The 26,525-nt window shown below is 39.7% G+C and carries 33 protein-coding genes; 19 read left to right on the top strand and 14 right to left on the bottom strand.

Translation table 11 applies throughout. The features are described 5' to 3' along the window. Position 1: 1 nt before the first annotated feature. From gspJ to EMK97_RS09370, 5 genes are read left to right on the top strand one after another with little or no spacing between them, the layout of a single operon-like run. Entirely contained in the window at positions 2–661 is a 660-nt protein-coding gene (gene gspJ / locus EMK97_RS09390; protein ID WP_130601552.1) for a type II secretion system minor pseudopilin GspJ, read from the top strand. Further along, on the top strand, positions 648–1,652 hold the full coding sequence (gene gspK / locus EMK97_RS09385) for a type II secretion system minor pseudopilin GspK (RefSeq protein ID WP_130601550.1): 1,005 nt from the start codon (positions 648–650) through the stop codon (positions 1,650–1,652). The genes gspJ and gspK overlap by 14 nt, the downstream gene beginning before the upstream one ends. Then, positions 1,652–2,944: a type II secretion system protein GspL gene (gene gspL / locus EMK97_RS09380; protein WP_130601548.1), complete on the top strand. Its 1,293-nt coding sequence runs from the start codon at positions 1,652–1,654 to the stop codon at positions 2,942–2,944. The genes gspK and gspL overlap by 1 nt, the downstream gene beginning before the upstream one ends. Continuing rightward, the gene (gene gspM / locus EMK97_RS09375; RefSeq protein ID WP_130601546.1) at positions 2,944–3,414 is read left to right on the top strand and encodes a type II secretion system protein GspM; all 471 of its coding nucleotides are present in this window, start codon (positions 2,944–2,946) and stop codon (positions 3,412–3,414) included. Before gspL ends, gspM begins: the two co-directional genes overlap by 1 nt. Positions 3,415–3,437: 23 nt before the next feature. Beyond that, entirely contained in the window at positions 3,438–4,190 is a 753-nt protein-coding gene (locus EMK97_RS09370; RefSeq protein ID WP_130601544.1) for a type II secretion system protein N, read from the top strand. Positions 4,191–4,224: 34 nt separating this feature from the next. Here EMK97_RS09370 and yrfG read toward each other — a convergent pair whose 3' ends face one another. Continuing rightward, positions 4,225–4,893: a GMP/IMP nucleotidase gene (yrfG, locus tag EMK97_RS09365; RefSeq protein WP_130601542.1), complete on the bottom strand. Its 669-nt coding sequence runs from the start codon at positions 4,891–4,893 to the stop codon at positions 4,225–4,227. An 81-nt stretch (positions 4,894–4,974) separates the two neighbouring features. Between yrfG and nudE the strand changes: the two genes are divergently transcribed. From nudE to EMK97_RS09345, 4 genes are all read left to right on the top strand, one after another. Next, on the top strand, positions 4,975–5,526 hold the full coding sequence (gene nudE, locus EMK97_RS09360) for an ADP compounds hydrolase NudE (RefSeq protein ID WP_130604441.1): 552 nt from the start codon (positions 4,975–4,977) through the stop codon (positions 5,524–5,526). 6 nt (positions 5,527–5,532) lie between these two features. Further along, positions 5,533–6,351: a 3'(2'),5'-bisphosphate nucleotidase CysQ gene (gene cysQ / locus EMK97_RS09355; protein WP_130604440.1), complete on the top strand. Its 819-nt coding sequence runs from the start codon at positions 5,533–5,535 to the stop codon at positions 6,349–6,351. 313 nt (positions 6,352–6,664) lie between these two features. Further along, positions 6,665–7,465: a DUF1338 domain-containing protein gene (locus EMK97_RS09350; protein ID WP_130601540.1), complete on the top strand. Its 801-nt coding sequence runs from the start codon at positions 6,665–6,667 to the stop codon at positions 7,463–7,465. A 289-nt stretch (positions 7,466–7,754) separates the two neighbouring features. Further along, positions 7,755–9,680: a methyl-accepting chemotaxis protein gene (locus EMK97_RS09345; RefSeq protein ID WP_130601538.1), complete on the top strand. Its 1,926-nt coding sequence runs from the start codon at positions 7,755–7,757 to the stop codon at positions 9,678–9,680. A 20-nt stretch (positions 9,681–9,700) separates the two neighbouring features. Here the strand turns inward: EMK97_RS09345 and EMK97_RS09340 are convergent, their stop codons facing one another. Beyond that, positions 9,701–10,450 (bottom strand): substrate-binding periplasmic protein, encoded by a 750-nt coding sequence (locus EMK97_RS09340; RefSeq protein ID WP_130601536.1) that lies wholly within the window; start codon positions 10,448–10,450, stop codon positions 9,701–9,703. A 173-nt stretch (positions 10,451–10,623) separates the two neighbouring features. Here EMK97_RS09340 and EMK97_RS09335 point away from each other — a divergent pair, with 173 nt between their 5' ends. Then, positions 10,624–10,800: a DUF3545 family protein gene (locus EMK97_RS09335; protein ID WP_130601534.1), complete on the top strand. Its 177-nt coding sequence runs from the start codon at positions 10,624–10,626 to the stop codon at positions 10,798–10,800. A gap of 87 nt (positions 10,801–10,887) precedes the next feature. On the opposite strand, the gene EMK97_RS09330 is transcribed toward EMK97_RS09335, so the two are convergent. The 7 genes from EMK97_RS09330 to EMK97_RS09305 all read right to left on the bottom strand — a co-directional run bounded on the left by EMK97_RS09330 (position 10,888) and on the right by EMK97_RS09305 (position 15,946). Further along, positions 10,888–11,118 carry a YheU family protein gene (locus EMK97_RS09330; protein ID WP_130601532.1) on the bottom strand — a complete coding sequence of 77 codons (231 nt, stop codon included), beginning with the start codon at positions 11,116–11,118 and terminating at the stop codon, positions 10,888–10,890. Positions 11,119–11,133: 15 nt separating this feature from the next. Next, entirely contained in the window at positions 11,134–12,108 is a 975-nt protein-coding gene (locus EMK97_RS09325) for a hydrolase (protein WP_130601530.1), read from the bottom strand. A 55-nt stretch (positions 12,109–12,163) separates the two neighbouring features. Further along, a complete protein-coding gene (locus EMK97_RS19410) occupies positions 12,164–12,691 on the bottom strand; it encodes a flagellin (RefSeq protein WP_342774646.1) in 528 nt (175 codons plus the stop codon). An 8-nt stretch (positions 12,692–12,699) separates the two neighbouring features. Next, positions 12,700–12,888, bottom strand: a complete 189-nt coding sequence (locus tag EMK97_RS19190) for a flagellin N-terminal helical domain-containing protein (protein ID WP_246028919.1) — start codon at positions 12,886–12,888, stop codon at positions 12,700–12,702. Between the two features lie 125 nt (positions 12,889–13,013). After that, positions 13,014–13,142: a DUF3149 domain-containing protein gene (locus EMK97_RS09315; RefSeq protein WP_130601528.1), complete on the bottom strand. Its 129-nt coding sequence runs from the start codon at positions 13,140–13,142 to the stop codon at positions 13,014–13,016. 87 nt (positions 13,143–13,229) lie between these two features. Further along, a complete protein-coding gene (locus tag EMK97_RS09310; protein WP_130601526.1) occupies positions 13,230–13,970 on the bottom strand; it encodes a tetratricopeptide repeat protein in 741 nt (246 codons plus the stop codon). A 47-nt stretch (positions 13,971–14,017) separates the two neighbouring features. Beyond that, entirely contained in the window at positions 14,018–15,946 is a 1,929-nt protein-coding gene (locus EMK97_RS09305) for an ATP-binding cassette domain-containing protein (RefSeq protein WP_130601524.1), read from the bottom strand. 131 nt (positions 15,947–16,077) lie between these two features. On the opposite strand from EMK97_RS09305, the gene EMK97_RS09300 reads away from it, so the two are divergent. Next, positions 16,078–16,281, top strand: a complete 204-nt coding sequence (locus tag EMK97_RS09300; protein WP_130601522.1) for a YheV family putative zinc ribbon protein — start codon at positions 16,078–16,080, stop codon at positions 16,279–16,281. Positions 16,282–16,289: 8 nt separating this feature from the next. Here the strand turns inward: EMK97_RS09300 and EMK97_RS09295 are convergent, their stop codons facing one another. Next, positions 16,290–16,550: a SlyX family protein gene (locus tag EMK97_RS09295; protein ID WP_130601520.1), complete on the bottom strand. Its 261-nt coding sequence runs from the start codon at positions 16,548–16,550 to the stop codon at positions 16,290–16,292. Continuing rightward, a complete protein-coding gene (locus EMK97_RS09290) occupies positions 16,526–17,473 on the bottom strand; it encodes a WD40 repeat domain-containing protein (protein ID WP_130601518.1) in 948 nt (315 codons plus the stop codon). The genes EMK97_RS09295 and EMK97_RS09290 overlap by 25 nt, the downstream gene beginning before the upstream one ends. Positions 17,474–17,679: 206 nt before the next feature. Here EMK97_RS09290 and fkpA point away from each other — a divergent pair, with 206 nt between their 5' ends. The 3 genes from fkpA to EMK97_RS09275 all read left to right on the top strand — a co-directional run bounded on the left by fkpA (position 17,680) and on the right by EMK97_RS09275 (position 21,141). Further along, positions 17,680–18,453 (top strand): FKBP-type peptidyl-prolyl cis-trans isomerase, encoded by a 774-nt coding sequence (fkpA, locus tag EMK97_RS09285; protein WP_130601516.1) that lies wholly within the window; start codon positions 17,680–17,682, stop codon positions 18,451–18,453. A gap of 81 nt (positions 18,454–18,534) precedes the next feature. Then, positions 18,535–19,770: a glycosyltransferase gene (locus tag EMK97_RS09280; RefSeq protein ID WP_211342291.1), complete on the top strand. Its 1,236-nt coding sequence runs from the start codon at positions 18,535–18,537 to the stop codon at positions 19,768–19,770. Positions 19,771–19,860: 90 nt separating this feature from the next. After that, complete coding sequence (locus EMK97_RS09275) at positions 19,861–21,141, top strand: M20 metallopeptidase family protein (RefSeq protein WP_130601514.1); 1,281 nt, start codon at positions 19,861–19,863, stop codon at positions 21,139–21,141. Between the two features lie 42 nt (positions 21,142–21,183). Here EMK97_RS09275 and EMK97_RS09270 read toward each other — a convergent pair whose 3' ends face one another. After that, positions 21,184–21,660 carry an acyl-CoA thioesterase gene (locus EMK97_RS09270; protein ID WP_130601512.1) on the bottom strand — a complete coding sequence of 159 codons (477 nt, stop codon included), beginning with the start codon at positions 21,658–21,660 and terminating at the stop codon, positions 21,184–21,186. A 151-nt stretch (positions 21,661–21,811) separates the two neighbouring features. Between EMK97_RS09270 and EMK97_RS09265 the strand changes: the two genes are divergently transcribed. The 5 genes from EMK97_RS09265 (at position 21,812) to hemE (ending at position 24,825) form a co-directional block, all read left to right on the top strand. Then, positions 21,812–22,240, top strand: a complete 429-nt coding sequence (locus EMK97_RS09265; protein ID WP_130601510.1) for a hypothetical protein — start codon at positions 21,812–21,814, stop codon at positions 22,238–22,240. Positions 22,241–22,256: 16 nt separating this feature from the next. After that, positions 22,257–22,454 carry a hypothetical protein gene (locus tag EMK97_RS09260; RefSeq protein WP_130601508.1) on the top strand — a complete coding sequence of 66 codons (198 nt, stop codon included), beginning with the start codon at positions 22,257–22,259 and terminating at the stop codon, positions 22,452–22,454. Positions 22,455–22,470: 16 nt separating this feature from the next. Then, the gene (gene sodN / locus EMK97_RS09255; protein ID WP_130601506.1) at positions 22,471–22,974 is read left to right on the top strand and encodes a superoxide dismutase, Ni; all 504 of its coding nucleotides are present in this window, start codon (positions 22,471–22,473) and stop codon (positions 22,972–22,974) included. 2 nt (positions 22,975–22,976) lie between these two features. Further along, positions 22,977–23,273, top strand: a complete 297-nt coding sequence (gene sodX, locus EMK97_RS09250) for a nickel-type superoxide dismutase maturation protease (protein ID WP_130601504.1) — start codon at positions 22,977–22,979, stop codon at positions 23,271–23,273. 484 nt (positions 23,274–23,757) lie between these two features. Beyond that, entirely contained in the window at positions 23,758–24,825 is a 1,068-nt protein-coding gene (hemE, locus tag EMK97_RS09245) for a uroporphyrinogen decarboxylase (RefSeq protein ID WP_130601502.1), read from the top strand. A 75-nt stretch (positions 24,826–24,900) separates the two neighbouring features. Here the strand turns inward: hemE and EMK97_RS09240 are convergent, their stop codons facing one another. Next, a complete protein-coding gene (locus EMK97_RS09240) occupies positions 24,901–25,821 on the bottom strand; it encodes a 1-aminocyclopropane-1-carboxylate deaminase/D-cysteine desulfhydrase (protein WP_130601500.1) in 921 nt (306 codons plus the stop codon). A 21-nt stretch (positions 25,822–25,842) separates the two neighbouring features. After that, the gene (locus tag EMK97_RS09235; protein ID WP_211342311.1) at positions 25,843–26,496 is read right to left on the bottom strand and encodes a DUF2959 domain-containing protein; all 654 of its coding nucleotides are present in this window, start codon (positions 26,494–26,496) and stop codon (positions 25,843–25,845) included. Positions 26,497–26,525 lie beyond the last annotated feature (29 nt).

The raw sequence follows: 26,525 nt of genomic DNA, 5'->3' as shown, positions 1-26,525 counted from the left end.
TATGACTATTATCAAGCAGCCAAGTAGGCAACAGTTAAAGTTATTATCAGGTTTTACGCTGTTAGAAGTGTTGATCGCTATTGCTATTTTTTCCGTTGTTAGCTTAGCCAGCTTTACCATTTTTGATACTGTGCTGCGTGGCGATGAAAATTCAAAGTTACGCTCAGAACGCCATAACGAATTACAACGTGCATTTTTGATTATCGAGCGAGATTTAAGCCAAATTGCCCGTCGTACTATGCGCATTAATGGTGAAGCGGCGCAGAATAAGTTTTTACAAAGCTCAGAAGAAAGCTTTATTGATAATGAACAGGCGCTATTATTTGTTCGCCATGGTTGGACTAACCCTGGCTGGCTATTGCCTCGCAGTGAAATGCAGGCGGTGGCCTATAGAGTGAACGATGAGGTACTTGAGCGCCTTCATTATAACTTTGTTGATGCGGTAGTAGGGCAAGAGCCGAAAGTTAGACCGCTACTTAAGCAGGTAAATAAAATTAGCTTTCAGTATTATGATGGCAAAAAGTGGCAAGATACTTGGCCTAAGCCTAGCTTACCTTTAGCTATTGCCATAGAAGTGGACAGCCAAGACTTTGGTATTATTCGTCGCCAGTTTTTAGTCGCAGGTGATCTCGGTAGTGGGGCTGACAATGACGAGGGTTAGCCAAAAGCCGCGCGGCGTTGCTTTAATAACGGTTATGTTGATTGTGGCTTTAGCCGCAATTATTGCCGCGCAAATGACCACACGTTTACAAATGCAAATGCAGCGTAGTGTTAACGCTAGCTTTAACCAGCAAGCCTACTGGTATGCCAAAGGGGCGGAAGAATTTACCAAGCGAGTGCTAATAACCTCATTTAAAGATGAGCCAGATGTGACTCACTTAAGTCAAATTTGGGCGCAGGAAGAAACCACTTATCCGGTAGAGTATGGTGAAATAACCGGTGTGATAACTGACTTGCAAAGTTGCTTTAATTTAAACGCCTTAGCCATAGATAGATCACAAGACTCTGGCAGTGGCACAGGTAATAGAAAACCTGCGGCACGAGCAGCCTTTGAAAAGCTAATTGAGTCACTCAATGTTGAAGGGATCGGCTCTTTTGAGGCTGAGTCTATGGCTGATGCACTAACTGATTGGTTAGATCCAGATGGTTTTATTACTGGTACTGGTGGCGCAGAAGATGATGATTATGCCTCAAAAGAGTTTCCTTATTTTGCGGCAAATAATTATTTATCAAGCGTAAGTGAATTGCGCCTGATTGAGCATTTTACTCCGCAAGTGATATTAGCGTTAAAGCCTTATGTGTGCGTGTTAGAGCAGAACAACCAGTTATTAATCAATATTAATACCTTAGATGCAGAAAAGCCTGAGTTATTACAAGCATTGCTAGATTCAGGATTAGATGAAGCACAAGAAATCCTTGCTGCACGCGAAGAAGAAGGCTTTGAGAAAATAGAAGATTTTCTTAACTCACCTGAGATGAGTAAAATCCAATTAGAAGAAGAGCAAAAAAAGCTGTTTGTTGTCGATAGTGAATACTTTAAACTAACAGCAACGACAAGCTTTAATAACAGCTACTTCACTTTAAATTCAGTGATGCAAGTGGCTGAAGATCAGCAAATTCATATAATTAGTCGTACTATAGGACGTAACTAGTGGCAGAAACTTTATTTATTCGCCTTGGTAGTCAAGCACAAGAGGCGATTCAGTGGTTAGTTTATTCCACTGCTGAGCAAGAGATAATTGCCAGCGGAGAGCTTAGCCATGCGCAAAAGCTTAGTGAGCTAACCGAAAAAGCACAACAACGACAAGTCAAAGTTATCGTGCCAAGTAGCGATGTTTTACTGAAAAGTTTAACCGTTCCAGGCAAATCAAGCCGTGCAGTCAAGCAAGCTGTTCCTTATATGCTAGAAGATGATTTAGCACAAGATGTAGAACAGTTGTTTTTCGCGTTTCATGATGTGGGCACTGATGAACAAGGTCATAACTGTTTTACCGCCATTGTAGAACGGGCGCAAATGCAGTTGTGGCAATCTTGGCTTGCTGATGCTGGCATTAAGGCGGTCAGCATAGTACCGGAAGTGTTATTAATGCCCATAGCTGAGCAAGGCTGGAGTGCTATTGCTTTAGCCGAGCATAACTTATCACCTGTGGTTGTTAGGCAAGGAGAGTGGTCAGGCTTTACCTTAGATGCCATAACTTGGCAAATGCAGTGCCAAGCTTTAGCAAATGATGAAGATGCGATAGCTATCGATGCTTATTCAGCCTTACCTTGTGATGATAATCTTAACTTACATGTTATGCCTGAAGAATTGCCTTTAGCATTAATGGCAAAACAGAGTAAGAAAGTGAGCTTTAACTTACTTCAAGGTGAATTCAAAGTAAAAAGTCAGCATGGTGTTGCGATTAAAAATTGGTTGCTAGTGGCAAGCTTTGCTGCCTTTGCTTTGTTGTTAACCTTTGCTTATAAAGGTGCTCAACTGTGGCAAGTGAACGCTCAATTGGCACAGGTGGAGCAAGAGATTGTTGATACCTATAAAAAAGCTTTCCCTGAGACTAAACGGGTACGCGTAGCAACAATTAAATCGCAACTTAACCAAAAACTCGCCCAGCTTGGTAGCACTAGTGATAGTGAAGGCTTCTTAGCACTCCTTGCCAAAGTGCAGCCTGCTTTTAGCAAGGTGCCATCGTTAAAGCCAAGCTCATTGAAGTTTGACGGTAAGCGTCAAGAATTACGTATTCAGGCAATGGCTTCGAGCTACCAGCACTTTGAACAGTTTCAACGTGCTTTGGAAAATACCGGGTTGACGGTAAAACAAGGTGCACAGAATAACCAAGGGCAGCAGGTAACAGGCTCATTTAGTATTGTAAATAAGGCTGGCTCAGGGCAGAAGCGTGGTCGACAAGGTCAGGTTAATTTAGCCAACAAGACTCGAGGTGATAAATAATGAAAGCTTGGTGGCAACAATTAAATATTAGAGAGCAAAGACTAGTAGCCGTGATGGCTGTCGCTATTGCTGTATTTATTATCTATAGCCTTATCTGGCAACCGATGAATTCAGGGTTTAAAACCAGCACTAGCAAGTTACAAAGGCAGCAAGAGTTGTTGACTTGGGTTCAAGATAACACGGCGCATTACCAGCGCGCTAAAAAAACAACTGGCTCAGATAATCGTAAGGGCAGTTTGTCTAGCATCATTAACCGTAGCGCTAATGCTCATCAGTTAACCATTACGCGTATGCAACCTCAAGGCGATACGTTACAAGTATGGATAGATAGCGCGCCATTTACCCAGTTATTATTTTGGCTTGAGCATCTTGCTAATAATGAGGGTTTGCAAGTTAAAGCGATAGATTTAACCAAAGGCGATAACGCTGGAGAAGTGAAAGTTCGCCGCCTACAACTAGCCAGACGCTAATCGAGCAATTTTAAGAGAAATTTATGAAGAAGTATTTTGCCTATACAGGCATATTCCTAGTAGCTTATTTAGTGTTTGTGCTAGCAACATTGCCGGCTCAATTTGTGGTGAGCAAGTTAACGCTACCGAAAAACGTTGGCATTTATGGTGTTTCAGGAACCATCTGGCAAACAAATATTGAGCAAGTTGTAATAACCAATACTCAAATTCAAAAAGTTAACAGCAGCTTAAGTTTTTGGTCGCTATTTACTTTATCACCTCAAGTGGATTTAACTTTTGGTGATGCTATGTTGCCGGGGCCTGAAGGAAAACTTACTTTAACTGCTTCAACTAGTGAGCTTATGCTTAATGATGTCGATGTATTGATACCTGCTAATACTATTGCTCAGCAAATTGCTCTACCTTTGCCGGTTACAGCAAAAGGTAATGTTGAGATGCAATTAGCTGCGTTAGCTATTAGCTTAGGTGATAGTATGCAATGCACACAAGCAAGTGGTCAGCTAAATTGGTTAAGGGCAGGCGTTATCGCGCTTGAGCAAAACATTAAACTAGGTAAATTAGCTGCAGATATTGGCTGTGAACAAGGCGCTATCGCGGTTAATTTAGAGCCGAAAAATGATTTAGGTTTAACCTTTAGCGCCTATATTCGTGATAAAGGAAAAATTTCAGGTCAAGGACACCTAAAACCTGGCGCTAAATTTCCAGAGCAGCTTAAATCAGCCTTACCTTTCTTAGGCAAAGCTGATAATCAAGGTCGTTATCGTATTAATATTTAATCGCTCTAGATATAAGCCTTCATTGTTGAAGGTATTAACTATTTTGCAAAATATCAGCAACTAAACAATTAAAGTCTGTAATAGCGGGGAAGTCGTCAATCACATTGACGGCTTTTTTGCTATCAGGGTTGGCAACGGCAAGTAAATGCTTAATACCAAACCTTTGTGCAGACTTTAAAATGTTGATGCTATCATCAATAAATAAGGTGCTGTTATTGTCAAAGCCGTGTTTGGCTTGTAGTTGTTGCCATAGCTTTTGCGACTCTTTGCTAACGCCAAACTCATGGGTTGAATATAGTGTGTCAAAATACTGATCTAACTGGGTTCTTTCTACCTTTAAAGATAAGGCATCGGGATGAGCATTAGTAACTAAAACCACATCTTTACCGGCTTTTTTTAATGCGGTTAAAAAGGCATGAGCATCATCTCTCAGTTGAATAAGATGTTGTATTTCTCGCTTTAAGGTGGTGATTGGCAGTTTAGTTTGTGCTTGCCAATAATCTAAACAATACCATTCGATAGTACCGGCAACCTCTTGATAATTTTGCAATAGTTCTTCTTTAGCTTGCGCCAAACTAATTGACATTTTTTCGCTATAGCGAAGTGGTAAGTGTTCATGCCAAAAGTGGTTGTCAAAGTGTAAGTCTAATATGGTGCCATCCATATCAATTAACACAGTAGAAATTTCTGACCAATTAAACATTTAGCGGTTCCAATATGGTTGAATATCGTGTCATTATAGCGATATATCATGATGAGTATGAAGCTAAATGTTGTCGGCGAAATGAGTAATAAAAACCAACTTCCTATAATCAGACAGACAAAGCAAGTGGCCTCGAGCCGACTATTTGCCATTGAGCAGTTAGATCTCACCTTTAGCAATGGCGAGCAAAGGCAATATGAACGCATGAAAGGTAGTGGTAGAGGTGCTGTAATGATAGTACCTATGCTTGATAACGATACTTTGTTGTTAGTGCGAGAATATTGCGCCGGAACACATAATTATCAATTAGGCTTTCCTAAAGGGCTTATTGATGAAGGTGAGCAAGCAGAGCAAGCAGCCAATAGAGAGCTTAAAGAAGAAATTCATTATGGCAGCCAAAAGCTGACCAAAATTAGCCAAGTAATGATGGCGCCGGCATTTTTTAATGCCAAAATGGATATATTTTTAGCGCAAGACTTATTTAAAGCGTCATTGCCGGGTGATGAGCCAGAGCCGCTTGAATTGGTTTCGTGGCCGTTAGCCGATTACAAGCGCTTATTACAACAAGAAGATTTCAATGAAGCACGCAGTATTGCTGCACTAATGCTAGTATTGGATCTACTGAGAGGGTAGCTAATGATGAGTGATGAAAAGTTATTAGACATAGCATTACAAAGCGCCAAAAAAGCCGGCGCTGAGGTAATGAAATATTATCGCCAAGGTAACTTTACCGCCGAAACGAAAGCAGATGAAAGTCCGGTCACTTCAGCAGATCTTGCCGCGAATGATATTTTAATGGATCAGCTTAAAACGCTCACGCCAGATATCCCGATTATTTCTGAAGAGGTTGGTGCGCTGCCGCTTGAGCAGCGTGGTAAGTGGCAGCGTTATTGGTTGCTTGACCCTATTGATGGCACGGGCGAATTTATCATAGGTAGTGGTGATTTTGCTGTGAATATTGCTCTGGTTGAAAATGGCTGGCCAAGCATTGGCGTTATCCATGCCCCTGATCACCGTCTTACCTATTATGGACAAAAACACTTAGGCTCTTTTAAAGATAATTGCCAAGGAAGTCATAAAATTGCAGTGGCTGATTATCAGGAAAATAGACGTATTAAAGTGGCGATAAGTCGTCGTCAACAGCTTGAGTTAATGGGCCAGTATTTAAGTGATGATTTTAATTATGACTATATTGCTTTGGGCAGTTGTTCGCTAAAAAATTGCTTAATAGCAGAAGGCGGCGCAGATTGTTATTTACGTATTGGCGTTACCGGTGAGTGGGATACTGGCGCAAGTCAATGTATTTTAGAGCAAGCTGGCGGTGATATATTAGATAGTGAGTTTAATCCGCTAACTTATAACCAAAGGGAAAGCTTACTTAATCCTGACTTTATCAGTTTAGGGGCAAGAGATTTTGCTTGGCAAAAAATCATTAAAGCACACAGGCAACATTATTGATTAGGGCGCTTGCTATTGCACGGTAAAGCAATAGCGATTAAAATAGCGACGATTTAGTATTGCTCAATAGCGATTGAGTAAACATAAAGATTTTAGAGTAAGTAATTTAGGCTATGCCTTTAAGCAGACTATTTTTCACTAACCCAATCAAGCAAGCAGGGCTTCGTCCTTGTTTCTTTAAAAGTATCGATCAAATCTAAATTTTGATGGATAGCATTTGCTGTCGTCAAAATTTCCATTCTTTGTTATTTTACTGACTGTTGATTGCTATTCATTCACATTTTTATTATTTATTTGTAATGAGAGAAAAATTATGACAGCGAAAGTAATGGAATTATTCGACAATATTTGGCAGCAGTATATCAGTGTTACTCCTTCGGCAAAGAGTATCCATCAATTGCTGGGTAGTGGCAGTGATGTTATTAATGATCATGTCGCTTATCGTACCTTCAACTTAGAAAAAGTTGCGTTAGATAAATTGGCTAAGCATTTGTTAGCATTAGGCTATAGCGAATGTGGTCAGTATGATTTTGAAGCGAAAAAATTAACCGCTAAACACTATGAGCACAGTGATGACACTATGCCAAAAGTATTTATTAGTGAATTACGAGTTGAAGAGTTCCCTGAAAAGATACAAAAAATTATTACTGAGCTAGTGGCGCAGTTACCTGATGATATTTCAGATAGAGCAGATTTCTTATACTCAGGTACGCCTTGGCAGGTGAGCTCAACTGACTACAACACATTACTAGAAGAAAGTGAATACGCAGCTTGGTTAGCAGCATGGGGCTATCGCGCCAATCATTTTACGGTAAGCATTAATCATTTAGAAAACTATGACTGCATTTTAGCTGTTAATAGTGCCCTTAAAGATGCTGGCTATGCGCTAAATACTTCTGGCGGCGAAGTGAAAGGTAATGAAGAAGTTAAATTAGAGCAATCTTCAACCTTAGCAGATAAAGCACTGGTTGAATTTAGCGATAAAAGCATGGAAATCCCAAGCTGTTTCTACGAATTTGCCAAGCGTTACCCATTAGCAAATGGTGAATTATATACCGGCTTTGTTGCCGCTTCTGCTGATAAGATTTTTGAAAGTACTAACGCTACAAGTTAGAAATCAACCTCAGCTTCCTAGAAATCAGAAAAGCTATCACCTGTTGATTTGGTTAGCTTTGGCACTATTTCTTATGCAAACCTGAGGTTAATCAAAATCCATGAAAAAGCCCTGATAGTTGCTGCTATCAGGGCTTTTTTGTCAGCTGAATTGAGTTGTTAGCATATAACCACTTAATTTTTATAGGTTAACTCTGCAATTTTATCCTGACGGGCTATAGTTATAAGGGCTAATGAATTTTACTACTCGATATACTCCGGCCAATAAAAAACTGAAAAGTGTATAAGTCATGTTGAAATTAAATATTCGTCAAAAGGTTGTTATAACCACAGTCATTGCGGTACTGCTCTCTATTATCATTGTCAGTGCCTTCGCGTTAAGCTCTAGTCGCAGCATTATTGTTGAGGCGGTTAATGAGCGTGAACTACCTGCTGTTTTAGGGGAGGTTAGCAGTAATATCGATAGTCAACTATTGTTACCTATTACTGTGTCACACACTATGGCTAGTAGTGTCTATTTGCAGGAGTTTATTAATAATGGTGAGCTAGAAAGTCAGCATGACAAACTAATTGACTACCTTAAAACAATTCAGCGTGAATTCAATAGCATTACTGCCTTTGTTGTTTCGGCCAATACAGGTTATTACTTTACCCAAGATGGGCTAACAAAGACAATTTCTCAAGAAAATGAAAAAGATCAGTGGTTTTATCGTTTTATCAGCTCAGGTAAGGATTATGAGCTTAGCTTTGATATTGATGAAAGCACCAATGTACCAACGCTATTTATTAACTATTTATTAAAAGTTGATGGCAAAGCAAGTGCTGCTGTTGGCATAGGTTTATCGCTAGATAATATGGTAAAAACCATTAGTCAGTATCGTTTAGGTGAGCAAGGTAAAGCGTTTTTAGTGGATGGCAAAGGGCACATTAAGTTGCACCCTGATACGACAATGATAGGTAAATCTCTTACCAGTATTGGTATTGAGTCAGCAGATAGCCTATTAGCACAAAACAACTTTGCGGCGACTGAGTTTGAATTAGATGGCGTTACTATGCTGGCTGCAAGTCAGTATCTGGCAGACATTGGTTGGTACGTTATGGTTAAAGTACCTAAAGCAGAAATTCTAGGGGCATTAGAGCAAGCTACCTGGTCGCTACTGTTAATAGGTAGCGTTATTGCTGTGATTTCAGCTGTGGTCAGTACCTTATTAATTTCTAAGCTGGTATCGCCGTTTGGTCATCTGGCTGAACTTTTGCAGGAAATTGGCCAAGGTGGCGGCGATCTTACACGAAGGTTAGACGATAGTCGTCAAGATGAAGTTGGTACTATGGCGCGTGGTTATAATGACTTTGTTGCTCATTTAAGTGTGTTACTTCAGCAAGTGTCAGAGACTAGTCAGCAGTTATTGCAAGCAATAGAACATATTGATAGCCAAGCAAAAAAAATGGAGCAAGATATTAGTGAGCAGGTGAGTCGGACAGAACAAATTGCTACGGCTATTCATGAAATGGGTATGAGCGCAGAAGAAATTGCCACGAGCGCAAATAGTGCTGCACAAAGCGCACAACAAGCTGATGAAACGGTACAACAAGGTAATATATCGGTACAGAAAACCATTGCCAGTATTGGTTCGATGACGAGTCAGCTAGCATCAACCAGCGATATGATTAAACAACTGGCAGAAGATGCCAGTTCAATTGATTCTGTTGTTGAGGTAATTCGCGGTGTATCAGAACAAACGAATTTATTAGCCCTCAATGCTGCCATTGAAGCGGCGAGAGCAGGAGAGCAAGGGCGAGGTTTTGCAGTAGTAGCTGATGAAGTTAGAACACTTGCCTCAAGAAGCCATGACTCAACTGAAGAAATCCGTAGAATTATTGAGACATTACAAGATAAAACCAAAGAAGTGGTTAGGGCGATAGAGCAAAGTAATGAATTAAGTAGTAATAGTGAAGCTGAATCTAGCCACTCAGGCGATCATTTACACACTATTTCTGAAAGTATTGCCGTAATGAATGATATGAATTTACAAATAGCCAATGCCACTGGCGAGCAATCAAATGTGGTGGGTGAAATTAATCCTCATGTGACAGCGGTTGCCGATATCTCAAGAATGAGTAGCGAGGTTGTTCAGCAAACGTCTGCTTCTTGTAGTGAATTAAAAGATAAAGCGCAAAAGTTAAATGAGTTAGTGTCGCACTTTAAGTTTAACTAACATTAGCTTTACTCTAATTTTTATTGCTTACTCACTCGGTATTTTTTAAGAATTGCTTCAATAACACCTTGTTGATGAAATTTGCTTAACGTTTTGTTTAAGTCAGCTAATGTTATTGGCGCATTCGGTGAAAGAGCCGCGTAGATTTTGTGTTCACTTACATGGAAAGGCAGTACTCTAAATTTATTGGCCTTACTAGATTGCTGTAAATGAAAGTTTATTAAAATTTCTGAGTCGACTAAGGCATCTATTCTGTTTAACTCTAGGCGAATAAAGTTAACATCGACACTACTAACGTCATAACGAGTAAAGTAGTTTTTGTCAAAATATGGTTGTAAGTTGGGGTAGCTATAACCTCTGATTGTTCCTATGGTCATATGCTTTAAATCTTTAAAAGCATGGTAACTATTAGGGTTATCAGCTTTTACAACCAGCTGATCACGTTCGGTGAACAGTGATTGGCTCCATTGTAGCTTATCGCTATTACTGAGCCATTTGGGGTTGGTAAACAATACTAAATGAATGGTATCGCTTTCTAAATAGCGTTCAATACGCTTTCTCGGCGTTTTTTCAAATTGAATATCAATATCTAGCTCAGCAGATATTTCAGTAACCAAATCTTTGATTATGCCAGCCTGTAATTGTTCCCCTGCCTCAATTGCGTACGGGGCACCATTGTGATCGCCATAGCCGACAATTAACTTTGTCGATTCAGCAAAAACTAAATAACTAAAGAAAAGGTTAATAAATACAATTATTTTGATAATCATGCAGTTAATAAATGTCGTTGCTGAGTTATTGAGTATCAGTATAGAAGACAGTTTTGCTTTTCAACAAACAAAGCTTTAAAGAATTCCTTCATGTAAGGATCATTTTTTTGTCACAAAAAAGTCATAGGTGCTGGTTAAATTTTAGTTCTTTTTTATGACAAAGGTTTATTGAAATGGCTAATACAAGCAATGTAAGCAACTGGGATGAATTAAATTTTCTTGATTCAATGGAAGAATTTGAGCAAGTAGCAAAGCATAAAGGACGTTCACGTAAGAGAAAATGGCGTGAAATTGAATCTATTAAAGAGAAACATCGCCTTAAGCGAGAACTAGAAGAATACGAGCATTAATTAGCGAGTTAGCTTTATACTGTGTTATATAGCCTGTTGTTTGGTTTGCTCTAGCACTATTTCTTATGTAAACATGAGGTTATATGGCTAACTTTCCTCATGTTCACTGTATTTGTCGCTAGGAATAATGTTAACTGACTCATAAAGTTGTGAGTAAACGATAAGCGCTTCACCTTGGTGTAATCGCTGTTTTACTTGGGCAATTTTAACTTGTTGGCTAGTGTTAATATCAGTTTGTTCAGTATCTTCTCTTAATATGAAGTCTTCAATAATGGCTGTTAAGGTATCTTCAGATAACTGATCTAATGGAATAATCATAAAAAGCTGGCTCGGTTATATAGCAAAATAGTTGGCAAAAAATTCAGGGACGCGCTGTTCTAGCCAAAACTTTGGCTTAAACGGATTTTTGCCAGTAATAAAACCAACATGACCACCTTTGTTTGATATTTCAAAGGTGAGGTGTGCTGGTAGTGGCTCTTTTGGTAATGTTTGCTGATGGTTTAAAAAAGGATCATCGCTGGCATGAATAAATAAACAGGGCTGCTTGATCTCTTGTATGGTGGTTTTACCGCTCGCTTGTTGATAATAGTCCATAGCATCGCTAAAACCATTAAGCGGTGCCGTTATTTTTTCATCAAACTCTTTGATAGTTTCAATAGCCTTAAGCTTGGCTGTACAAATATGAGAAATAAGCTGTGCTTTTATTTTTTTGAGGGCACTGGCTTTAAGCATGTCGAGTAAATATTTTTGATAAACACGAGAAAAACCAGAATTGATACGCTCGCTACAGCTAGCTAGATCTAGCGGAGCACAAATTACAGCGGCAGCCTGATACGGATTGTCTGGATATTTTGCTAGATACTTTGTCAGTACATTACCACCTAAAGAAAAACCTAACGCTGAAAACTGGCAATGCTTAAATCGTTGTTGTAATTGTGATGTTAAGTAGTAAATATCGCGTGTGTCACCACTGTGATATGATTTGGCCAAGCGATTTGTTTGCTGGCCACAGCCGCGAAAATGCATCAGTAAGCCTATCCAACCGTTGGTTTTTATGGTCGACAGAATACTGCGGGCGTAATGACTGTTTTTAGAGCCTTCTAAGCCATGAAGTACAACAACAATAGGCTTAGTATTTTGGTGTTGTGGCGTTTCTGTCCATGCCAGTTCAACAAAGTCGCCATCAGGTAATGTTAATATTTCAGGGTAAGTGATGATTTTTTTACGTTGAAATATTTTTGCCCCTAAGGTTTGTAAGTGTGGATTTGATAACCACCAGGCAGCTTTAAAGTTACTTTGTGTTGGCATTTACATAATGAGAAAGGCGTTAATCATAGGCGCTAATAATATCATTAACCGTTAGTTAAACAAGTTGATTGAACAATAGCCCCTTGCGCTCTTCTTCATTTTGCTTAGTTAAAATGGCGGATTGCAGTAACACTTCGGTTTTTTGTTGTTCACTGGTTTGTTTGGCAAAATCAGTATCCTCAATGCGTGAGCGTGAAGCACTGGTATTAACGATGGCGGCCTCATAACTTAACACTTGAGATGATAGTGCATTTGAGCTTGCCCCTAAACTAGCGTTGTTTTGATTAATTAGCGTACTGGCATTTTCTAAAATGGTTTGGGTTGCTGCGGGATCGCTGGCATCTAAGCCGCTTAAAAAGTTGTTTTGTCCTAATACTTCATCAGCTATGGCGTTGACCTGTTCACTGATGCCATCTAATTCTTGCTGAATTATATTACTGTCCGCTAATGGGTTACCTGATTGAATGGATAATTCATTTGCACGCTGTAAGCTAGTATTTATAGCTGAAAGTGCACTTGATTGGCTTGAGTTGATATTGATTTGGTCTTGCGCATTAAAACTTAGTTGCTGGTTTTGCGCAATATTGCTACTTAGCCGAGAAGCAACTGGTTTTGCGCAATATTGCTACTTAGCCGAGAAGCAATTTGCAGACCTGCTGCATCATCAGCAGCACGATTGATTTTTTTAGCACTCGCTAACTTTTCCGACTGTTCTTGCCTTTGCTGATTTAAGCGTTCTATGAAAGTTAAATTGGCAGAACTTTGCTTAATAGTATTCATAACGATACTCACTATAACTAATCAGTGTTGTTTTATAAATCAACCTAACTGATATAGATTATAGCAAATATCGCCAGTTTCCCATAAGGGAGGAAAGGTTAGTGTTTCGCCAGTATGTGCCTTTATTAGCTGTCGTCTTGAATATGCTTAATAAAGTAGTAAACATAGTAAGCGCAAATAGCTAAAACGATAGCTAAGCCACCGAAAGAAAACATTACTACAGGGTCATTGGTAAGCATTTTGAAGAAGTCCATAACAATCTCCGTAATTATCAAAGTGAACTAGTATTTCCTAAACAAGATTAGTGTAATTAATCCACACAATAATTAAGGTGATTTAGATCAAAATACTCGCTGCTTTTCCGCCATTTTTGCTTTGTTTTCTTGTTGTTCTTTGATTTTTTGGTAAATCTGATTAGCCTTTTCTCGGCCATTTTCAATTTTCATTTTTGATAAGTCGCGTTCATCCATTAGGCGACTTTTTTCAGCGTTGGGGTAGCCATTCCAAGAAGCAATGGTATTCCATACGTAAGACATTTCGGTGCTCTTTTCAACGCCTCTACCTTCGCTATAAAGTAAGGCTAAATTGTATTGTGCTAACGCATAATTTTGGTTAGCAGCGGTTTCATACCAGCGTGATGCCTTAAATACATCTTGCTTTACACCTTCGCCATTGGCATACATTACCGCTAAGTTAAACTGGGCACTTGCTAAGCCTTTATTGGCGGCTTTTTTGGTGAGCTCATAAGCATGTTTTAAATTCTTCTTTACTAACTTTCCTTCGGTGTAAATAAGGGCTAATTCAAACTGAGCATCTGCGTTATTTTGTTTTGCCGCTAATTCAAAAAGCTCAAGAGCTTTCATACCATCTTTACGAACACCATAACCATTTTGATAAATAACAGCCATTTGATATTGCGCAGGTGCATAGCCTTGTTCAACGAGTGGAGTAAATTCTGCGATAGCTTGTTTAAATTCACCGCGATTAAGATCGTATATGCCTTGCTCTAAGTTACCGCCTTGAGCAAGTACCGTAATACTATTTAATAGCAGTAACCAGATAATAAGTAATTTGGCACGCATTAGATTATTCCTTGTTAAGATAGTATGTTTATAGTGTAGCTTAGAAACTAATTTTGAACAGTCATAATCTGTTCAATTTCTTCGGCTAGTTCAAGCCAAAGCATTTCATTTTCTTCAATATTTTCTTTTAACTCAGCTTGGCGTTTTAGCTGCTCTGTTAGTTTAGCTTTATGCTCACTTTGATAAATCTCACTGTTGCTGAGTATCTCTTCAACTTGGGCAAGTTCAGCCTGCCATGCCTGAATGTTTTTTTCTAATTTATCAGCTTGTTTCTTTAATGGCGCAGCTTTTTGTCTTAATTGTGCCTGCTGTTGTCTGAGCTGCTTTTTATCAGGCCCTTTATCTAGTGCGCTGCTGCTAGTGCTTTTGGCGGCACTTACGGTAAGTTTTTTGTCATCATTTAACCACTGCTGATAATCGTCAATATCACCACTAAAATCAGCTACGCTGCCGTTGGCAACAAGGTAAAATTCATCAACACATGATTCAAGCAAAAACCTATCATGGGCAATTAAAATGATGGCACCACTAAATTCTTGCAGCGCCATCACTAAAGCTTGGCGCATTTCTAAGTCAAGGTGGTTAGTTGGCTCATCAAGTAATAATAATTGTGGCTTTTCGAGTACTATTAGGGCTAATACTAAGCGAGCTTTTTCACCGCCAGACATTGTTTTAATCGCTGATAACGCTTGATCGCCACTAAAACCAAAGCGACCAAGAAAAGCTCTTGCTTGCGGTTCGCCCATGCTAGGTTTAGCTCTAAGAATATGCTCCACAGGGCTAGAAGGTGCATGTAGTTGTTCAAGTTGGTGCTGGCTAAAGTAACCTACCTTTAGCTCTTGTGCGCAATAGCGCTCACCAGCTAATGTGGCAATTTCACCGGCTAAGGATTTAATTAAGGTTGATTTACCTGCGCCATTTCTACCAAGTAAGCCTATACGGCTGCCTGGTACTAAGGTTAAATTTACCTTATCGAGTATTATAGTTTGCTCATCACTGTTAGCTTGAGTGTAACCACAGCGGCTGTCTGTTAAGGAAAGTAACGGATAGGGCATGTGCTCTGGTTGTTCAAAGCTAAAGGTAAATTGGGTGTCTATATGTGCTGGCGCTAAGTCAGGCAGTTTCTCTAATCTTTTTAATCTACTTTGTGCTTGTTTAGCTTTACTTGCTTTCGCGCGAAAACGATCAACAAAGGCTGTTAGGTGAGCTGCTTCTTTTTGTTGCTTTTGATATTGAATTTCTTGCTGTGCTAAATGTTCAGCTCTTTGTCTTTCGAAGGCGGTATAGTTGCCGCTGTATAATTTGGCTTTATGATGTTCAATATGAAGAATTTGCCCGATAACTGTATCTAAAAAGTCGCGATCATGTGAAATTAATACCAGCGTGCCGGTATAGCGCTTTAGCCAGCGTTGCAGCCAGATAACCGCATCTAAATCTAGGTGGTTGGTTGGCTCATCCAGTAATAATAAATCAGCTCGGCTAATAAGTGCTTGCGCTAAGTTAAGGCGCATACGCCAACCACCAGAAAAGTCCTTAACAGGTGTTGCTAATTGCGACTGTAAAAAGCCTAAACCATGTAACAATTCCCCTGCGCGTGCGGGGAGGCTATAGCCATTAATGGTATCTATTTTATTAATAATGGTTGCTTCAAGGCTGCCATCATTGGCAGCTCTAGCTTGTTCAAGCTGCTGCTCTAGCTGGCGAAATTCTTTATCGCCATCCATAACATAGTCTAAAGCTGATTGTGTAAGAGACGGAGTCTCTTGTTTTACCGTGGCAATATCCCAACTGCTTGGCATAGTTAATTCACCTGAATCTGGTGCTAACTCACCTAAAAATGCGGCGAAAAGTGATGATTTACCACAGCCATTGCTACCAACTAAGCCTACCTTATGATTGGGGTGAATGGTAAAAGTAGACGCTTTAATTAGATTTTTAGCGCCTCTATCTAAGCTTAAATCAGTTGCGGTGATCACAAGGTAAGTCCTCAGAGGTTGATATTATCAGCAAGAGTTGCATGCGGTGTGCATTGTCGCTTGGGTATAGTGACTATTCAAGGTAAAATAGCGAGAATTTATTAGATGACATGCAGTTGGTTATTGTTAAGATGAAATCTCGCGTAAAAAAACGTTTTATTGCTGGTGCTATTTGCCCGCAATGTAAGGCTCAAGATACCATGGCGCTCACTAAAGAAGATGGTGTTGAAAAAGTTACCTGTGTTAGTTGTGGTGAGCAGATGGTACAAGCTGAAGCGCAAGTTGAAAAAGAAGTGCGTGATAGCGAGCAAGTGATTGGCGTATTTAAGCCGTAGGCAGCGGCTTAATAATGTGGCGGTGGTGGCTCAACTTGCTCTTTACTTGATAAGTTGCCAGCCTCTTTAAGACGACTCGCCACTATTTGTATTTGTTCTTTTAGCTCAGTAATTTCACTTTGGTGGACTGCTAATTCTTGGCTTAATTGTTCAATCACATCATCTTGAAAAACATTTCTTGATTCAAGCGCGTCAACTCTTTCTTCAAGTTGCTTAATGTAATTATCATTATTGCTATGAGCCGTTAATGAGATTTCGGCATTGGCCATGATTCTGCGTATCCTGATGAGCTTTCGGTAAGTAAGGTGTTATTATCGCCAAATGCGACGCTATACACAACTGCGCCAGTAGGTCTTTTTGCTTCTTTTGCCGTGACATACCAGTGAGCGGTACGCTTTCCTGTTTCAATATCCCAAACACTCACCTTACGTGTGGCGGCGCCAGTAATTAATGTTTTGCCATCGCTAGAAAACCTGACTGAGCTAAATACTTCATGACGTTTTGTACCTTTTAGCGTAGTTATGAGTTTACCTGTTTTTAAATCCCATATATGTGCTGCGCGCATACTATCAGCTGAAAAAGCATAGCGACCTTGAGGATCTAAAGCGACTTTAGATACCCGACTGGTATGATTGAATTGGTAAATAACTTGTCCTGATTGGCTATCCCAAACATAAGCAATAAAGTCGTTACCACCTGACATGGCAACACGGCCATTGGGTAACATATCAACACTGTTAATTTTCTCGCTATGACCTAGAAACTCTAGGCGTCTACCAGTGTCTATCGCTACATGAACTACGGTACCACTGCTTTTGCCTATTAAGACAAAGTTGCCTTGATTACTTACGGCAATATCACGAATGTTTGAATCTCTTACCTTCCAATAACCTTCTGATTTGCCATTTTCAAGATTCCATAGAGCAAAATCACTTCTGTTGGCGGTGACAACATGGCTAGCGTTGTCACTGATATCTATCGCTAAAACTAAATTATCACTGCTGGTTTGTTCTTGCGCCCAGTTGTACTTGCGATCATTGGTTTTTAGATCCCAGACACTAATGCCATGATGAATAGAGGAAACGACACTGTATCGACCATCTCGTGATATTTCACCCGCATAGGAGCCTTCTACTGCATGTTGCCAGCGCTGAATAGGTGAAGTTTTGTTGGGCTGGCAGGCACTTAACATGACAGTTAGCGTTAACAGAAAACTTGCCTTATAGATCTGCTTACAAAGTTTCAAAATATTAATACTTTTTTATCTGGGCGATTACCGTTAGTATAAGGGGTTTTTAAATTTTGTTTAGTTATATTTTGCATTTTAAGATAACTAAATATAAAGGCTAATGCGAGTTGAAGTCAGGCTTCAACAGTCAGATAAGTATGGAGAAATAAATGAAATTGTTCAAACCTACGTTAGTTGCTGTGGCGTTAATTGCAGTTGCTGGCTGTCAAGAGAAAGCAGTTAAAGAAGAGGTTGTTAAAGCACCTATGTTAGAAACTGAAGTGCAAAAACAAGCTTACGGCTTAGGTGCTTCAATTGGCATGTATATGCAGCGTAATTTGGAAGAGCACGACAAACTAGGTTTAAGCTTAGATAAAGAGCTTATCGTGCGCGGTTTTGTTGATAGCATTGAAGGTAAAGCCGTCATCGAAAAAGAAGAGATTCAAGCATTATTAATGAACCTAGATGCAACGATGAAAGAAAAGCAACAAGCTAAAATTGCAGCAGAAGCTGAAGCAAGTTTAGCTGAAGGTGCCAAATACCTAGAAGAGAATGCTAAAAAAGAAGGCGTTCAGGTAACTGAATCTGGTATTCAATATGTAGTACTTTCTGAAGGTAATGGTGAAAAGCCTGCGGCAACGGATACAGTTAAAGTTCACTATAAAGGTACTTTCTTAAATGGTGAAACATTTGATAGTTCATATGACAGAAATGAGCCAGCAGTATTCCCACTAAATCGTGTAATTAAAGGTTGGACTGAAGGTGTTCAGTTAATGCCTGTGGGTTCTAAGTACAAGTTTACTATCCCATCAGATTTAGCTTACGGACCAAATGGTAATCCACCACGTATTCCTGGTAACTCAGTGTTAGAGTTTGAAATTGAGCTACTTGAGATTCAAAAGCAAGAAGAGTCAGAAAAAGTGGGTGATACCCATACGCACTAATTTATTAGCTTAAATGAGTTAGTGAAAATGCCGCTGCACTGTGTAGCGGCATTTTTTTATCTTTTATAAAGAGTTTGTACAGTGAAAAAGTTATTAATTATTGGTTATGTTTGGCCTGAGCCTAATTCATCGGCAGCAGGTAGCCGAATGATGCAGTTAATTCAGTTTTTTCAGCAGCAAGGTTATCAAATAACCTTTGCTAGTCCTGCCCAGTTATCTGAGCACATGGCTGATTTAGTGACTATTGAGGTATCTATTGCTGAAATTAAACTTAATTGTACTAGCTTTGATAGCTTTATTAAGCAGCTACAACCTGATGTCGTTATGTTTGACCGCTTTATGATGGAAGAGCAATTTGGCTGGCGAGTAAGCGAATCTTGTCCAGATGCTTTAAGAGTGCTTGATACAGAAGACTTGTTTTCTTTGCGCGATGCGCGTCATAAAGCCTTTAAACAAGGTCAGGCATTTTCCGAGCAAGACTTGTTAACTTCAGATATGGCTAAACGCGAGATCGCGGCAATTTATCGCAGTGATGTAAGTTTGATGATTTCACCTGTAGAAATTGAACTACTACGACGCTTATTTAACGTTGACGCTAACTTGTTACACCATTGCCCATTTATGCTTGATGACACACAGTTAAACCAAGATACGCCGAGTTATCATGAACGTGATGGCTTTATGGTGATTGGTAATTTCCGCCATGCCCCTAATTGGGATGCGGTGCTTTGGTTAAAACAGCAAATATGGCCACTAATTCGCAAGCAACTACCAGATGCTCAGCTATGTGTTTATGGTGCATATCCGCCACCTAAAGCAACCGCACTGCATGATGAAAAAACAGGTTTTCTCGTGAAAGGCTGGGTTGATGATGCGCTCAATGCGATGAAATCTGCTCGAGTTTGTTTAGCGCCGCTTCGTTTTGGCGCCGGCATTAAAGGCAAGCTTGCTGAGGCCATGATTTGCGCAACCCCTTCAGTGACCACAGAAATTGGTAGTGAGGGCATGCAATGTGGTTTGCCTTGGCCGGGTAAGATTTGTGATGATGTCCAGGCATTTGCTGACGCTGCCGTTGCTTTATATAAAGATGAGCAAGCATGGCAAGCAGCCAGTGTTGAAGGGCCTAAAAGTGCTAAAAAGATGTTTCAGCAAAGTAAGGCATATTTATCACTCGAAACAAAAATAAATACCCTACAAGCGAATTTAACTGAGCACAGGCAGCAAAACTTTATTGGTAGTATGCTTAATCATCATCACCATAAAAGTACTAAATATATGGCACAGTGGATAGCCGCTAAAAATCAACTTGCTGATTAATTTGTAGTCAATAGTGTTTTAATCACAACTTGTATTAGCAAGATAAGCTGATTACAGTAAATAATCCTTTCGCGATAGAGTTAAGTATTAATGAAGCAATTTAAACTGGTTTTAGCACTGTTATTTTTATTTAGTACAGTTAACCCTGCATTGGCAACTACGACTTTAAAGAGTGAAGAGCTGGTAGATTTAGTTAAGCATTACAAATATCTTCACCAACATCCTGAATTATCAAAAAAAGAACATAAAACCGGTGACTATATTGCTAAAGAATTAGCGCAGTTGGGTTTTACGGTAACACCTGGTTTGGCAGGTACGGGGGTTGTTGCCTTGTATGCTAATGGTGACGGTCAGACTTTAATGTTAAGAGCTGATATGGATGCACTACCAGTAGAAGAGCAAACAGGCTTGCCTTATGCCAGTCAAATACCTGTGATGCATGCTTGTGGACATGATGTTCATATGACGGTTGTTCTAGGGACAGCGAAGCAACTTATTGCCAATAAGCATGCTTGGCAAGGTCAATTACTTTTAGTGTTTCAGCCTGCTGAAGAGATAGGTTTTGGTGCAAAAGCTATGTTAAATGATGGCTTATTTGAAAAGTTTCCACAGCCTGATTTTAACTTAACTATGCATGTGGCGGCAGACTTACCCGCAGGAAAGATTGGCTATGTTAAAGGGTATGCTATGGCGAATGTTGACTCGGTTGATATTAGCGTGTTCGGCCGAGGCGGTCATGGTGCGTATCCCCATAAGACGAAAGATCCTGTGGTGTTAGCGGCGCAAATTATTACTCATTTGCAAACCATTGTTAGTCGTGAAATTTCTCCGCTTGATTCTGCGGTTATTACCGTTGGCTCTATTCATGGTGGTACAAAACACAATATTATCGGCAACGAGGTCAAACTTCAATTAACGGTTCGTTCCTATTCAGATGAAACCCGTGAATATCTGTTAACTCGCATTAAAGAAGTCAGTGAAGGCTTAGCGCGTACATCAGGCTTGCCAGAAACATTATTACCTAAAGTTGTAGTAAAAGATGAAAATACCCCGTCTGTTTATAATGAGCCAGAATATACACAGAAATTGGTTAACCAGCTTACACGCGCTTTAGGTGAGGCGCAGGTGGTTACAGTAGACCCTGTCATGGCGGGGGAGGATTTTGCTCGCTATGGCCGTACTAAAGCAAAAATCCCCAGTGCGTTATTTTGGTTAGGTGCGGTTGAGCCAACACGCTATCAGCAAGCGAAAAACACAGGCCAAGCATTGCCATCATTACACTCAGCAAAATTTGCTCCTGATGCAGAGAAAACTATTGCCACAGGGGTAAAAGGCATGACCACTATGGCGCTGAGTTTGTTAGCTAAATAAGCAGCTAGCGTGTGGCAAGCAGACGATAACGGCTTGCCTTATTTATTCAACGAATATTTGCATTTCTTCGCCAATTTGTTTGCGCATCTCCATCAGTTTAACGGCGCTGGCGTGTTGTTTTTTATCTGCTTCGGTTTTTGGTATCCATTGCGGAACTTGCTCTGATTGACCATTTTGATCAACAGCTACCATGATAACAATACAGTGGGTTGTTAAGCGGCGGTTAAGTGATTTTGGATCACAAGCATTTACTTCAAGCGCAATATGCATAGAAGAGTTACCGGTATAAATAACCTTGGCTTCTACTTCAACTAAACTGCCCACGTGAATAGGAGCGACAAAGCGTATACCACCTGCATAAGCTGTTACACAGTAACGGCCACTCCAGCCAGCGGCACAAGCGTATGCTGCTAAGTCTATCCATTTCATTACCGCGCCACCATGAACTTTTCCACCAAAATTGACATCTTGTGGCTCTGCTAAGAATCTAAGTGTTACATCTCTTTGTGGTTTATTCATTTGTTCACCGTGGCTTATTTCTGACTTTGTTCACCATCTTACTTGAGAATGATCTTATTTTAAATTTTTACGTACTTTCTCTTAGTAAAAGAGTTTACAAAATAGATTATGAGTATATAATGAGAATCATTCTCATTTGTGTTGGTGTGTTATGGAAGTTTGGCAATTACTGCTACAAAAAGGCAATTTCCACTTCAATTATGAAAATTGGTATGAAGCAGAGGAGTGCTATCAGCAAGCACTTGAATGCTTAGAGCAGTTTTGGTTGGCGGATATGGAAAATAGCACTTTATTGCTGGCTTGGATTGGCTCATTTCATAATTTGGCTGTGTTGTATGAAGTACAAGGCAAGGCGCAGTTGGCTTTTAAGTATTTGCAAATACCTCACCAAAGAATGATGGAATTATCGCGCTGCAATGATATTAGCCAAGATTTGCAATTGATGGCATTAACGGCAATTAAAATCACTTTAAGCCCCATGTTAGCTTTTAGTAAAAAGCATAAAGCGTGTGCTGGCTGTCTTAAATCATTGCAGCAGATGGAAGCTGAAGTCAGTGCTCAGCAACCTGTATTACATTAATTAAAGGATCTTTACCATGAACAAATTATCATTACTTGTGACATTTTTATTGACGCTAGTGGCTGTGGTTTCACTACCTGTAGCAGCACACTCGGGCCATGATCATAGCGCTGCTGATGCTGGCTTGATTCATTTGTTATGGTTGGCTCCTATTATTATTGCCGCTGGTGTTTTGGCATTTAAAGAGTTAACAAGCTCTAAACGAGATAACTAAAGCAGGAGGATATATTATGATTTATCAAATTATTGAGAAGTTAGATGAAAAACTAAATTTTCCTGTGGTTTCTGCTCACTGTGATATCCCTTGTAAAATATATGACCCAATTACTGCACAAATTGCCGCCCTAACGCTGATTCGTATGGTTGATTTGATTGCAGAGTTGCAAGCGAAAGAAAGTCTAACGCTAGCACAGCAAGCTGAGTTTATTCGCTTAGTCAATCAAAAAGAACAGCATGCTATGGAAGTAAAACAGGAGATCGGCATTATTTGGGGCGATTATATTAAAGCGCCACAACTAAGCGCATTTCCTGAGTTACATGAATTAACTCACGATATTATGCTAACAGCATCAAAAGCAAAGCAGCACATCAGTAAAGAGCAAGCCTTATTATTGTTAGATAAGGTTAATCGCTTTGCAGAAATCTTTTGGCAAACAAAACAAGTAGCGACATTTACTGCTGTTTGCCCATATCCACCAGCCCAGAATGTGGTATACCCTAAATTAGGAGACTGATTATGTTAGGCTTTCACTTTTGTAAAGTTCGCGGTATGAGTATGTCACCTGACATTCCTGAAAATAGCTACATTTTTATCGTGCCTTGGTTAAGGTTAAGACAGCTTAAAGAAGGTAGCATATTAAAGGTGTTTCATCCTAAGCATGGCTTTATTGTTAAATCGCTAGCTAAGATAGACAGAAATGGTTTATTTTGGCTTAAAGGTCTGCACAAAAGTAGTATGCCAATTGAAAAGCTGGGTCCTGTCGGTAAATCGCAAATTTTAGGTAAAGTTCTGCTGGTATTTCCGCCTAAATAAGCCAATTTATTGGTTTTATTCTACGGGTGAAAAATGATGCTTTACGGGGAATAAAAAAGCCTTCCTCTTTCGAGGAAGGCCTGAACTGCTCGCATTATGGTCTTGTTAAACAAGCTTCTTATTAGTTATTTATTTTCTTATTATTGTTATTATTTTCTGTAGCGCAGGCATTTTATAACAAACCATTTTTTTCGCTGCAACAACTTTAATAGAGCATAAACTCCACGACTTTTTTCGTATTTAGGCGGTATTTGCCATACTGGTTGATAAGTTCTTGATTCAAAAACACTTGCCAAAAAACAACCGTATTTTTAAAGAAAAAAATTATTTTTATTGGAGAGATTTGTGGTCAGTTGATTTGGCGCATAGATCAAAATCAATGGCGGTGGTAAACTGTGCGCCATAAATAATTAGCTGTTATAGCTAGAGTGAAGTGGAATATAGCTAAGAAAGCTCAACCATACCAAGTTAAGAGGATATATTGGTGACAGAATTAAAGAATGATAACTATTTACGTGCGCTATTAAAGCAACCTGTAGATTACACACCAGTATGGATGATGCGCCAAGCTGGCCGTTATCTGCCAGAATATCGTGAAGTAAGAAAAGACGCTGGCGATTTTATGTCGGTTTGTAAAAACGCTGAGCTTGCTTGTGAAGTAACAATTCAGCCATTACGACGTTTTCCATTAGATGCGGCAATCTTGTTCAGCGATATTTTAACTATTCCTGATGCTATGGGTTTAGGTTTATATTTTGAAACCGGTGAAGGACCTAAGTTTGAACGTCCTATTACTTGTAAAGCTGATGTAGATAAAATTGCTGTACCTGATCCAGAAGATGAGTTGGGTTATGTTATGAATGCTGTTCGTACTATCCGCAAAGAACTGAATGGTCAAGTACCGCTAATTGGTTTTTCTGGTAGCCCATGGACATTAGCAACTTATATGGTTGAAGGTGGTAGCTCTAAAGGTTTTACTAAGATTAAGAAGATGATGTTTGCTGAGCCACAAACATTACACTTACTTTTAGATAAGCTAGCTGACTCTGTTATCAGTTACTTAAATGCGCAAATTGCCGCTGGCGCGCAATCTGTGATGGTATTTGATACTTGGGGTGGTGTGTTATCACCACGCGATTACAAAGAGTTTTCATTGCAATATATGGCGAAAATCGTTGATGGTTTAACTCGTCATAATGAAGGTCGCCAAGTACCAGTAACCTTATTTACTAAAAATGGTGGTATGTGGTTAGAAGATATTGCTGCGACTGGTTGTGATGCGGTAGGTCTTGATTGGACAATCGATATTGAAAAGGCCAAAGCACGTGTTGGTGATAAAGTTGCCTTACAAGGTAATATGGACCCATCTATGCTTTACGCACCATTACCGCGTATAGAGCAAGAAGTGTCGAAAATCTTAGCTGGTTTTGGTGAAGGTGGTACAGGTCATGTATTTAACTTAGGTCATGGTATTCACCCTGATGTTAATCCTGAGCATGCTGGTCACTTTATTGAGTCAGTACACCGCTTAAGTAAGCCTTATCATAAATAAGCATTTAAGCTTTGAGCATAATTTGAAAGGCCTACACAGTGATGTGTAGGCCTTTTTGCTATTTAAGCTGAGTTTTTATTTAGCCGATTCTTGTGGATATTTGAGCTGGTATCTAGGTAGCATGCTTTGATTACCGACTAAACCACCTTGATGAATGTAAATAATATCTTGATTGCTTTTACGCGCTTTTAAAAAGTCCAGTAAGCATAGCCAGCCTAGCGGATCATAGAGTAGTTCAAATTCAATACCCGTTTGTGCTTTTAGTTGCTGCCAAATTTGATAAAACTCCGCATACAGCTTACCAAAGTGATATTTTTTCCGGCTTGGCAGTATTGTCGGCCAATGAGTGCTGTTAGTGTCTAACTCGTTAAATTGCTGTTTTAAGTAGTCAGGCGTGCCCACACAAGCACAGGTCATCACTTGAAAGGGTAAATACTTTTGCAGATACAATGCGGTGGTACCTGTGCCTGCAGGTAACATAAAGACAGGGTTATTAAGCTCAAGTTCCTGGCATTGCTGAATTAACTCATTGGCTAACTGTTTTACACCAAAAGCCGCCTCTTGGCATCGACCACCTTCGGGAACGCTTAGGTGATTACGGTCAAAATCAAGACTTTGTACATAAGCTTCAAGGTTGCTGGTTAGCTCTTTTACTTCAATAATTTTCGCGCCTAGCTTAAGAGCAGCGGAATAATTACCTGTAGGTTGTGCTTTTAGCCAGTGTGGAATGGGTTTGCTATAGAAGTTAAGTTGCCAGCCTTTTAGCTTAGCAAGCGCTGCTAGCGAGTATAATGAATTAGCTTGAACTGAGCCATAACCCACCAGTGTTTTTACGTTAGGAAAGTCATGTGCTAAAAAATAGGCGAATTTACGTGCCTTATTGCCACTAAATTGGGCATGAAGTAAATCATCTCGTTTAATAAATACTTTATGACCGTGAAAATGGCAGGCTTGTATAGGTGAGTTAGCCAGCAGTTGCTCTGCTGGCTGTTGCATTTGGCTCATTACAATTGAGGTTTATGGTTCTTGCAGTAAATCTAAAAATTGTTGAGATTGCTTAATAGCTGAATTCATTTCTTTAATTAACAGTTCAACATCTTTTTTAATTGCGCCATATTCACCTTCTAAAGCGCCAATAGCACGAGCATTTAGATTATGTTTTAAGTACAAGGTGTTATCTTTTAATGCCGCTAACACAGGCGCCATTTTATCGTGTGCTCTATGCATTGATTTGATTAAGGTTTTATATTGACGTTGTGTAGATTTTAACTTGGCCTCGCTTTGTCTTCTGAGTTTAGCGCTGCTGTATTGTTCCACTTCATCTTGCCATTCATCAAAAAGTGCTTCCGCGACATCTTCAATAGCAGCTATTCTACTAGCAACTTCTTCTGACGCTTCTTTACTGGCATCATACTGATCTTTAGTTGCTTGGTATTGCTCTGCAAGATCGCCACCGTCATAGGCTATTAACTGTGAAAGTTGCTCTAAGGCAGACGTAAATTGTTCTTGAGCGTCCTTTTGCGCATCTTGAGCGTTTTCAACGCGATCTAACATGATATCGCGCTTATGTTGGCCAACAGATTCCATGGCGGAGTAATAGGCTGATTGACAGCCTGTTAAAGTGATTAATATAGAAGAAATTAACAACGCTTGTGCTAAAAGTCGCATCAGTTTGTCCTTAGGTTGAATGTTGTTAGCTA

Origin of the sequence: Litorilituus sediminis, assembly GCF_004295665.1 — a bacterium.
Taxonomy (GTDB): Bacteria; Pseudomonadota; Gammaproteobacteria; order Enterobacterales; family Alteromonadaceae; genus Colwellia; species Colwellia sediminis.
This window is presented reverse-complemented; position numbering and strand designations above follow the sequence as displayed.

What these genes read in the sequence shown, in the direction of transcription:
- EMK97_RS09350 (WP_130601540.1), top strand. Translation starts at nt 6,665, where the DNA reads ATGACAGCGAAAGTAATGGAATTATTCGACAATATTTGGCAGCAGTAT.
- EMK97_RS09340 (WP_130601536.1), bottom strand. Translation starts at nt 10,450, where the DNA reads ATGATTATCAAAATAATTGTATTTATTAACCTTTTCTTTAGTTATTTA.
- EMK97_RS09325 (WP_130601530.1), bottom strand. Translation starts at nt 12,108, where the DNA reads ATGCCAACACAAAGTAACTTTAAAGCTGCCTGGTGGTTATCAAATCCA.
- EMK97_RS09335 (WP_130601534.1), top strand. Translation starts at nt 10,624, where the DNA reads ATGGCTAATACAAGCAATGTAAGCAACTGGGATGAATTAAATTTTCTT.
- EMK97_RS09295 (WP_130601520.1), bottom strand. Translation starts at nt 16,550, where the DNA reads ATGGCCAATGCCGAAATCTCATTAACGGCTCATAGCAATAATGATAAT.
- sodX (WP_130601504.1), top strand. Translation starts at nt 22,977, where the DNA reads ATGTTAGGCTTTCACTTTTGTAAAGTTCGCGGTATGAGTATGTCACCT.
- EMK97_RS09240 (WP_130601500.1), bottom strand. Translation starts at nt 25,821, where the DNA reads ATGCAACAGCCAGCAGAGCAACTGCTGGCTAACTCACCTATACAAGCC.
- gspM (WP_130601546.1), top strand. Translation starts at nt 2,944, where the DNA reads ATGAAAGCTTGGTGGCAACAATTAAATATTAGAGAGCAAAGACTAGTA.
- yrfG (WP_130601542.1), bottom strand. Translation starts at nt 4,893, where the DNA reads ATGTTTAATTGGTCAGAAATTTCTACTGTGTTAATTGATATGGATGGC.
- cysQ (WP_130604440.1), top strand. Translation starts at nt 5,533, where the DNA reads ATGAGTGATGAAAAGTTATTAGACATAGCATTACAAAGCGCCAAAAAA.
- EMK97_RS09270 (WP_130601512.1), bottom strand. Translation starts at nt 21,660, where the DNA reads ATGAATAAACCACAAAGAGATGTAACACTTAGATTCTTAGCAGAGCCA.
- EMK97_RS09275 (WP_130601514.1), top strand. Translation starts at nt 19,861, where the DNA reads ATGAAGCAATTTAAACTGGTTTTAGCACTGTTATTTTTATTTAGTACA.
- sodN (WP_130601506.1), top strand. Translation starts at nt 22,471, where the DNA reads ATGATTTATCAAATTATTGAGAAGTTAGATGAAAAACTAAATTTTCCT.
- gspK (WP_130601550.1), top strand. Translation starts at nt 648, where the DNA reads ATGACGAGGGTTAGCCAAAAGCCGCGCGGCGTTGCTTTAATAACGGTT.
- gspJ (WP_130601552.1), top strand. Translation starts at nt 2, where the DNA reads ATGACTATTATCAAGCAGCCAAGTAGGCAACAGTTAAAGTTATTATCA.
- EMK97_RS09370 (WP_130601544.1), top strand. Translation starts at nt 3,438, where the DNA reads ATGAAGAAGTATTTTGCCTATACAGGCATATTCCTAGTAGCTTATTTA.
- EMK97_RS19190 (WP_246028919.1), bottom strand. Translation starts at nt 12,888, where the DNA reads ATGAATACTATTAAGCAAAGTTCTGCCAATTTAACTTTCATAGAACGC.
- EMK97_RS09345 (WP_130601538.1), top strand. Translation starts at nt 7,755, where the DNA reads ATGTTGAAATTAAATATTCGTCAAAAGGTTGTTATAACCACAGTCATT.
- nudE (WP_130604441.1), top strand. Translation starts at nt 4,975, where the DNA reads ATGAGTAATAAAAACCAACTTCCTATAATCAGACAGACAAAGCAAGTG.
- EMK97_RS09290 (WP_130601518.1), bottom strand. Translation starts at nt 17,473, where the DNA reads ATGTTAAGTGCCTGCCAGCCCAACAAAACTTCACCTATTCAGCGCTGG.
- fkpA (WP_130601516.1), top strand. Translation starts at nt 17,680, where the DNA reads ATGAAATTGTTCAAACCTACGTTAGTTGCTGTGGCGTTAATTGCAGTT.
- EMK97_RS09300 (WP_130601522.1), top strand. Translation starts at nt 16,078, where the DNA reads ATGAAATCTCGCGTAAAAAAACGTTTTATTGCTGGTGCTATTTGCCCG.
- EMK97_RS09260 (WP_130601508.1), top strand. Translation starts at nt 22,257, where the DNA reads ATGAACAAATTATCATTACTTGTGACATTTTTATTGACGCTAGTGGCT.
- EMK97_RS09330 (WP_130601532.1), bottom strand. Translation starts at nt 11,118, where the DNA reads ATGATTATTCCATTAGATCAGTTATCTGAAGATACCTTAACAGCCATT.
- EMK97_RS09310 (WP_130601526.1), bottom strand. Translation starts at nt 13,970, where the DNA reads ATGCGTGCCAAATTACTTATTATCTGGTTACTGCTATTAAATAGTATT.
- EMK97_RS09265 (WP_130601510.1), top strand. Translation starts at nt 21,812, where the DNA reads ATGGAAGTTTGGCAATTACTGCTACAAAAAGGCAATTTCCACTTCAAT.
- EMK97_RS09315 (WP_130601528.1), bottom strand. Translation starts at nt 13,142, where the DNA reads ATGGACTTCTTCAAAATGCTTACCAATGACCCTGTAGTAATGTTTTCT.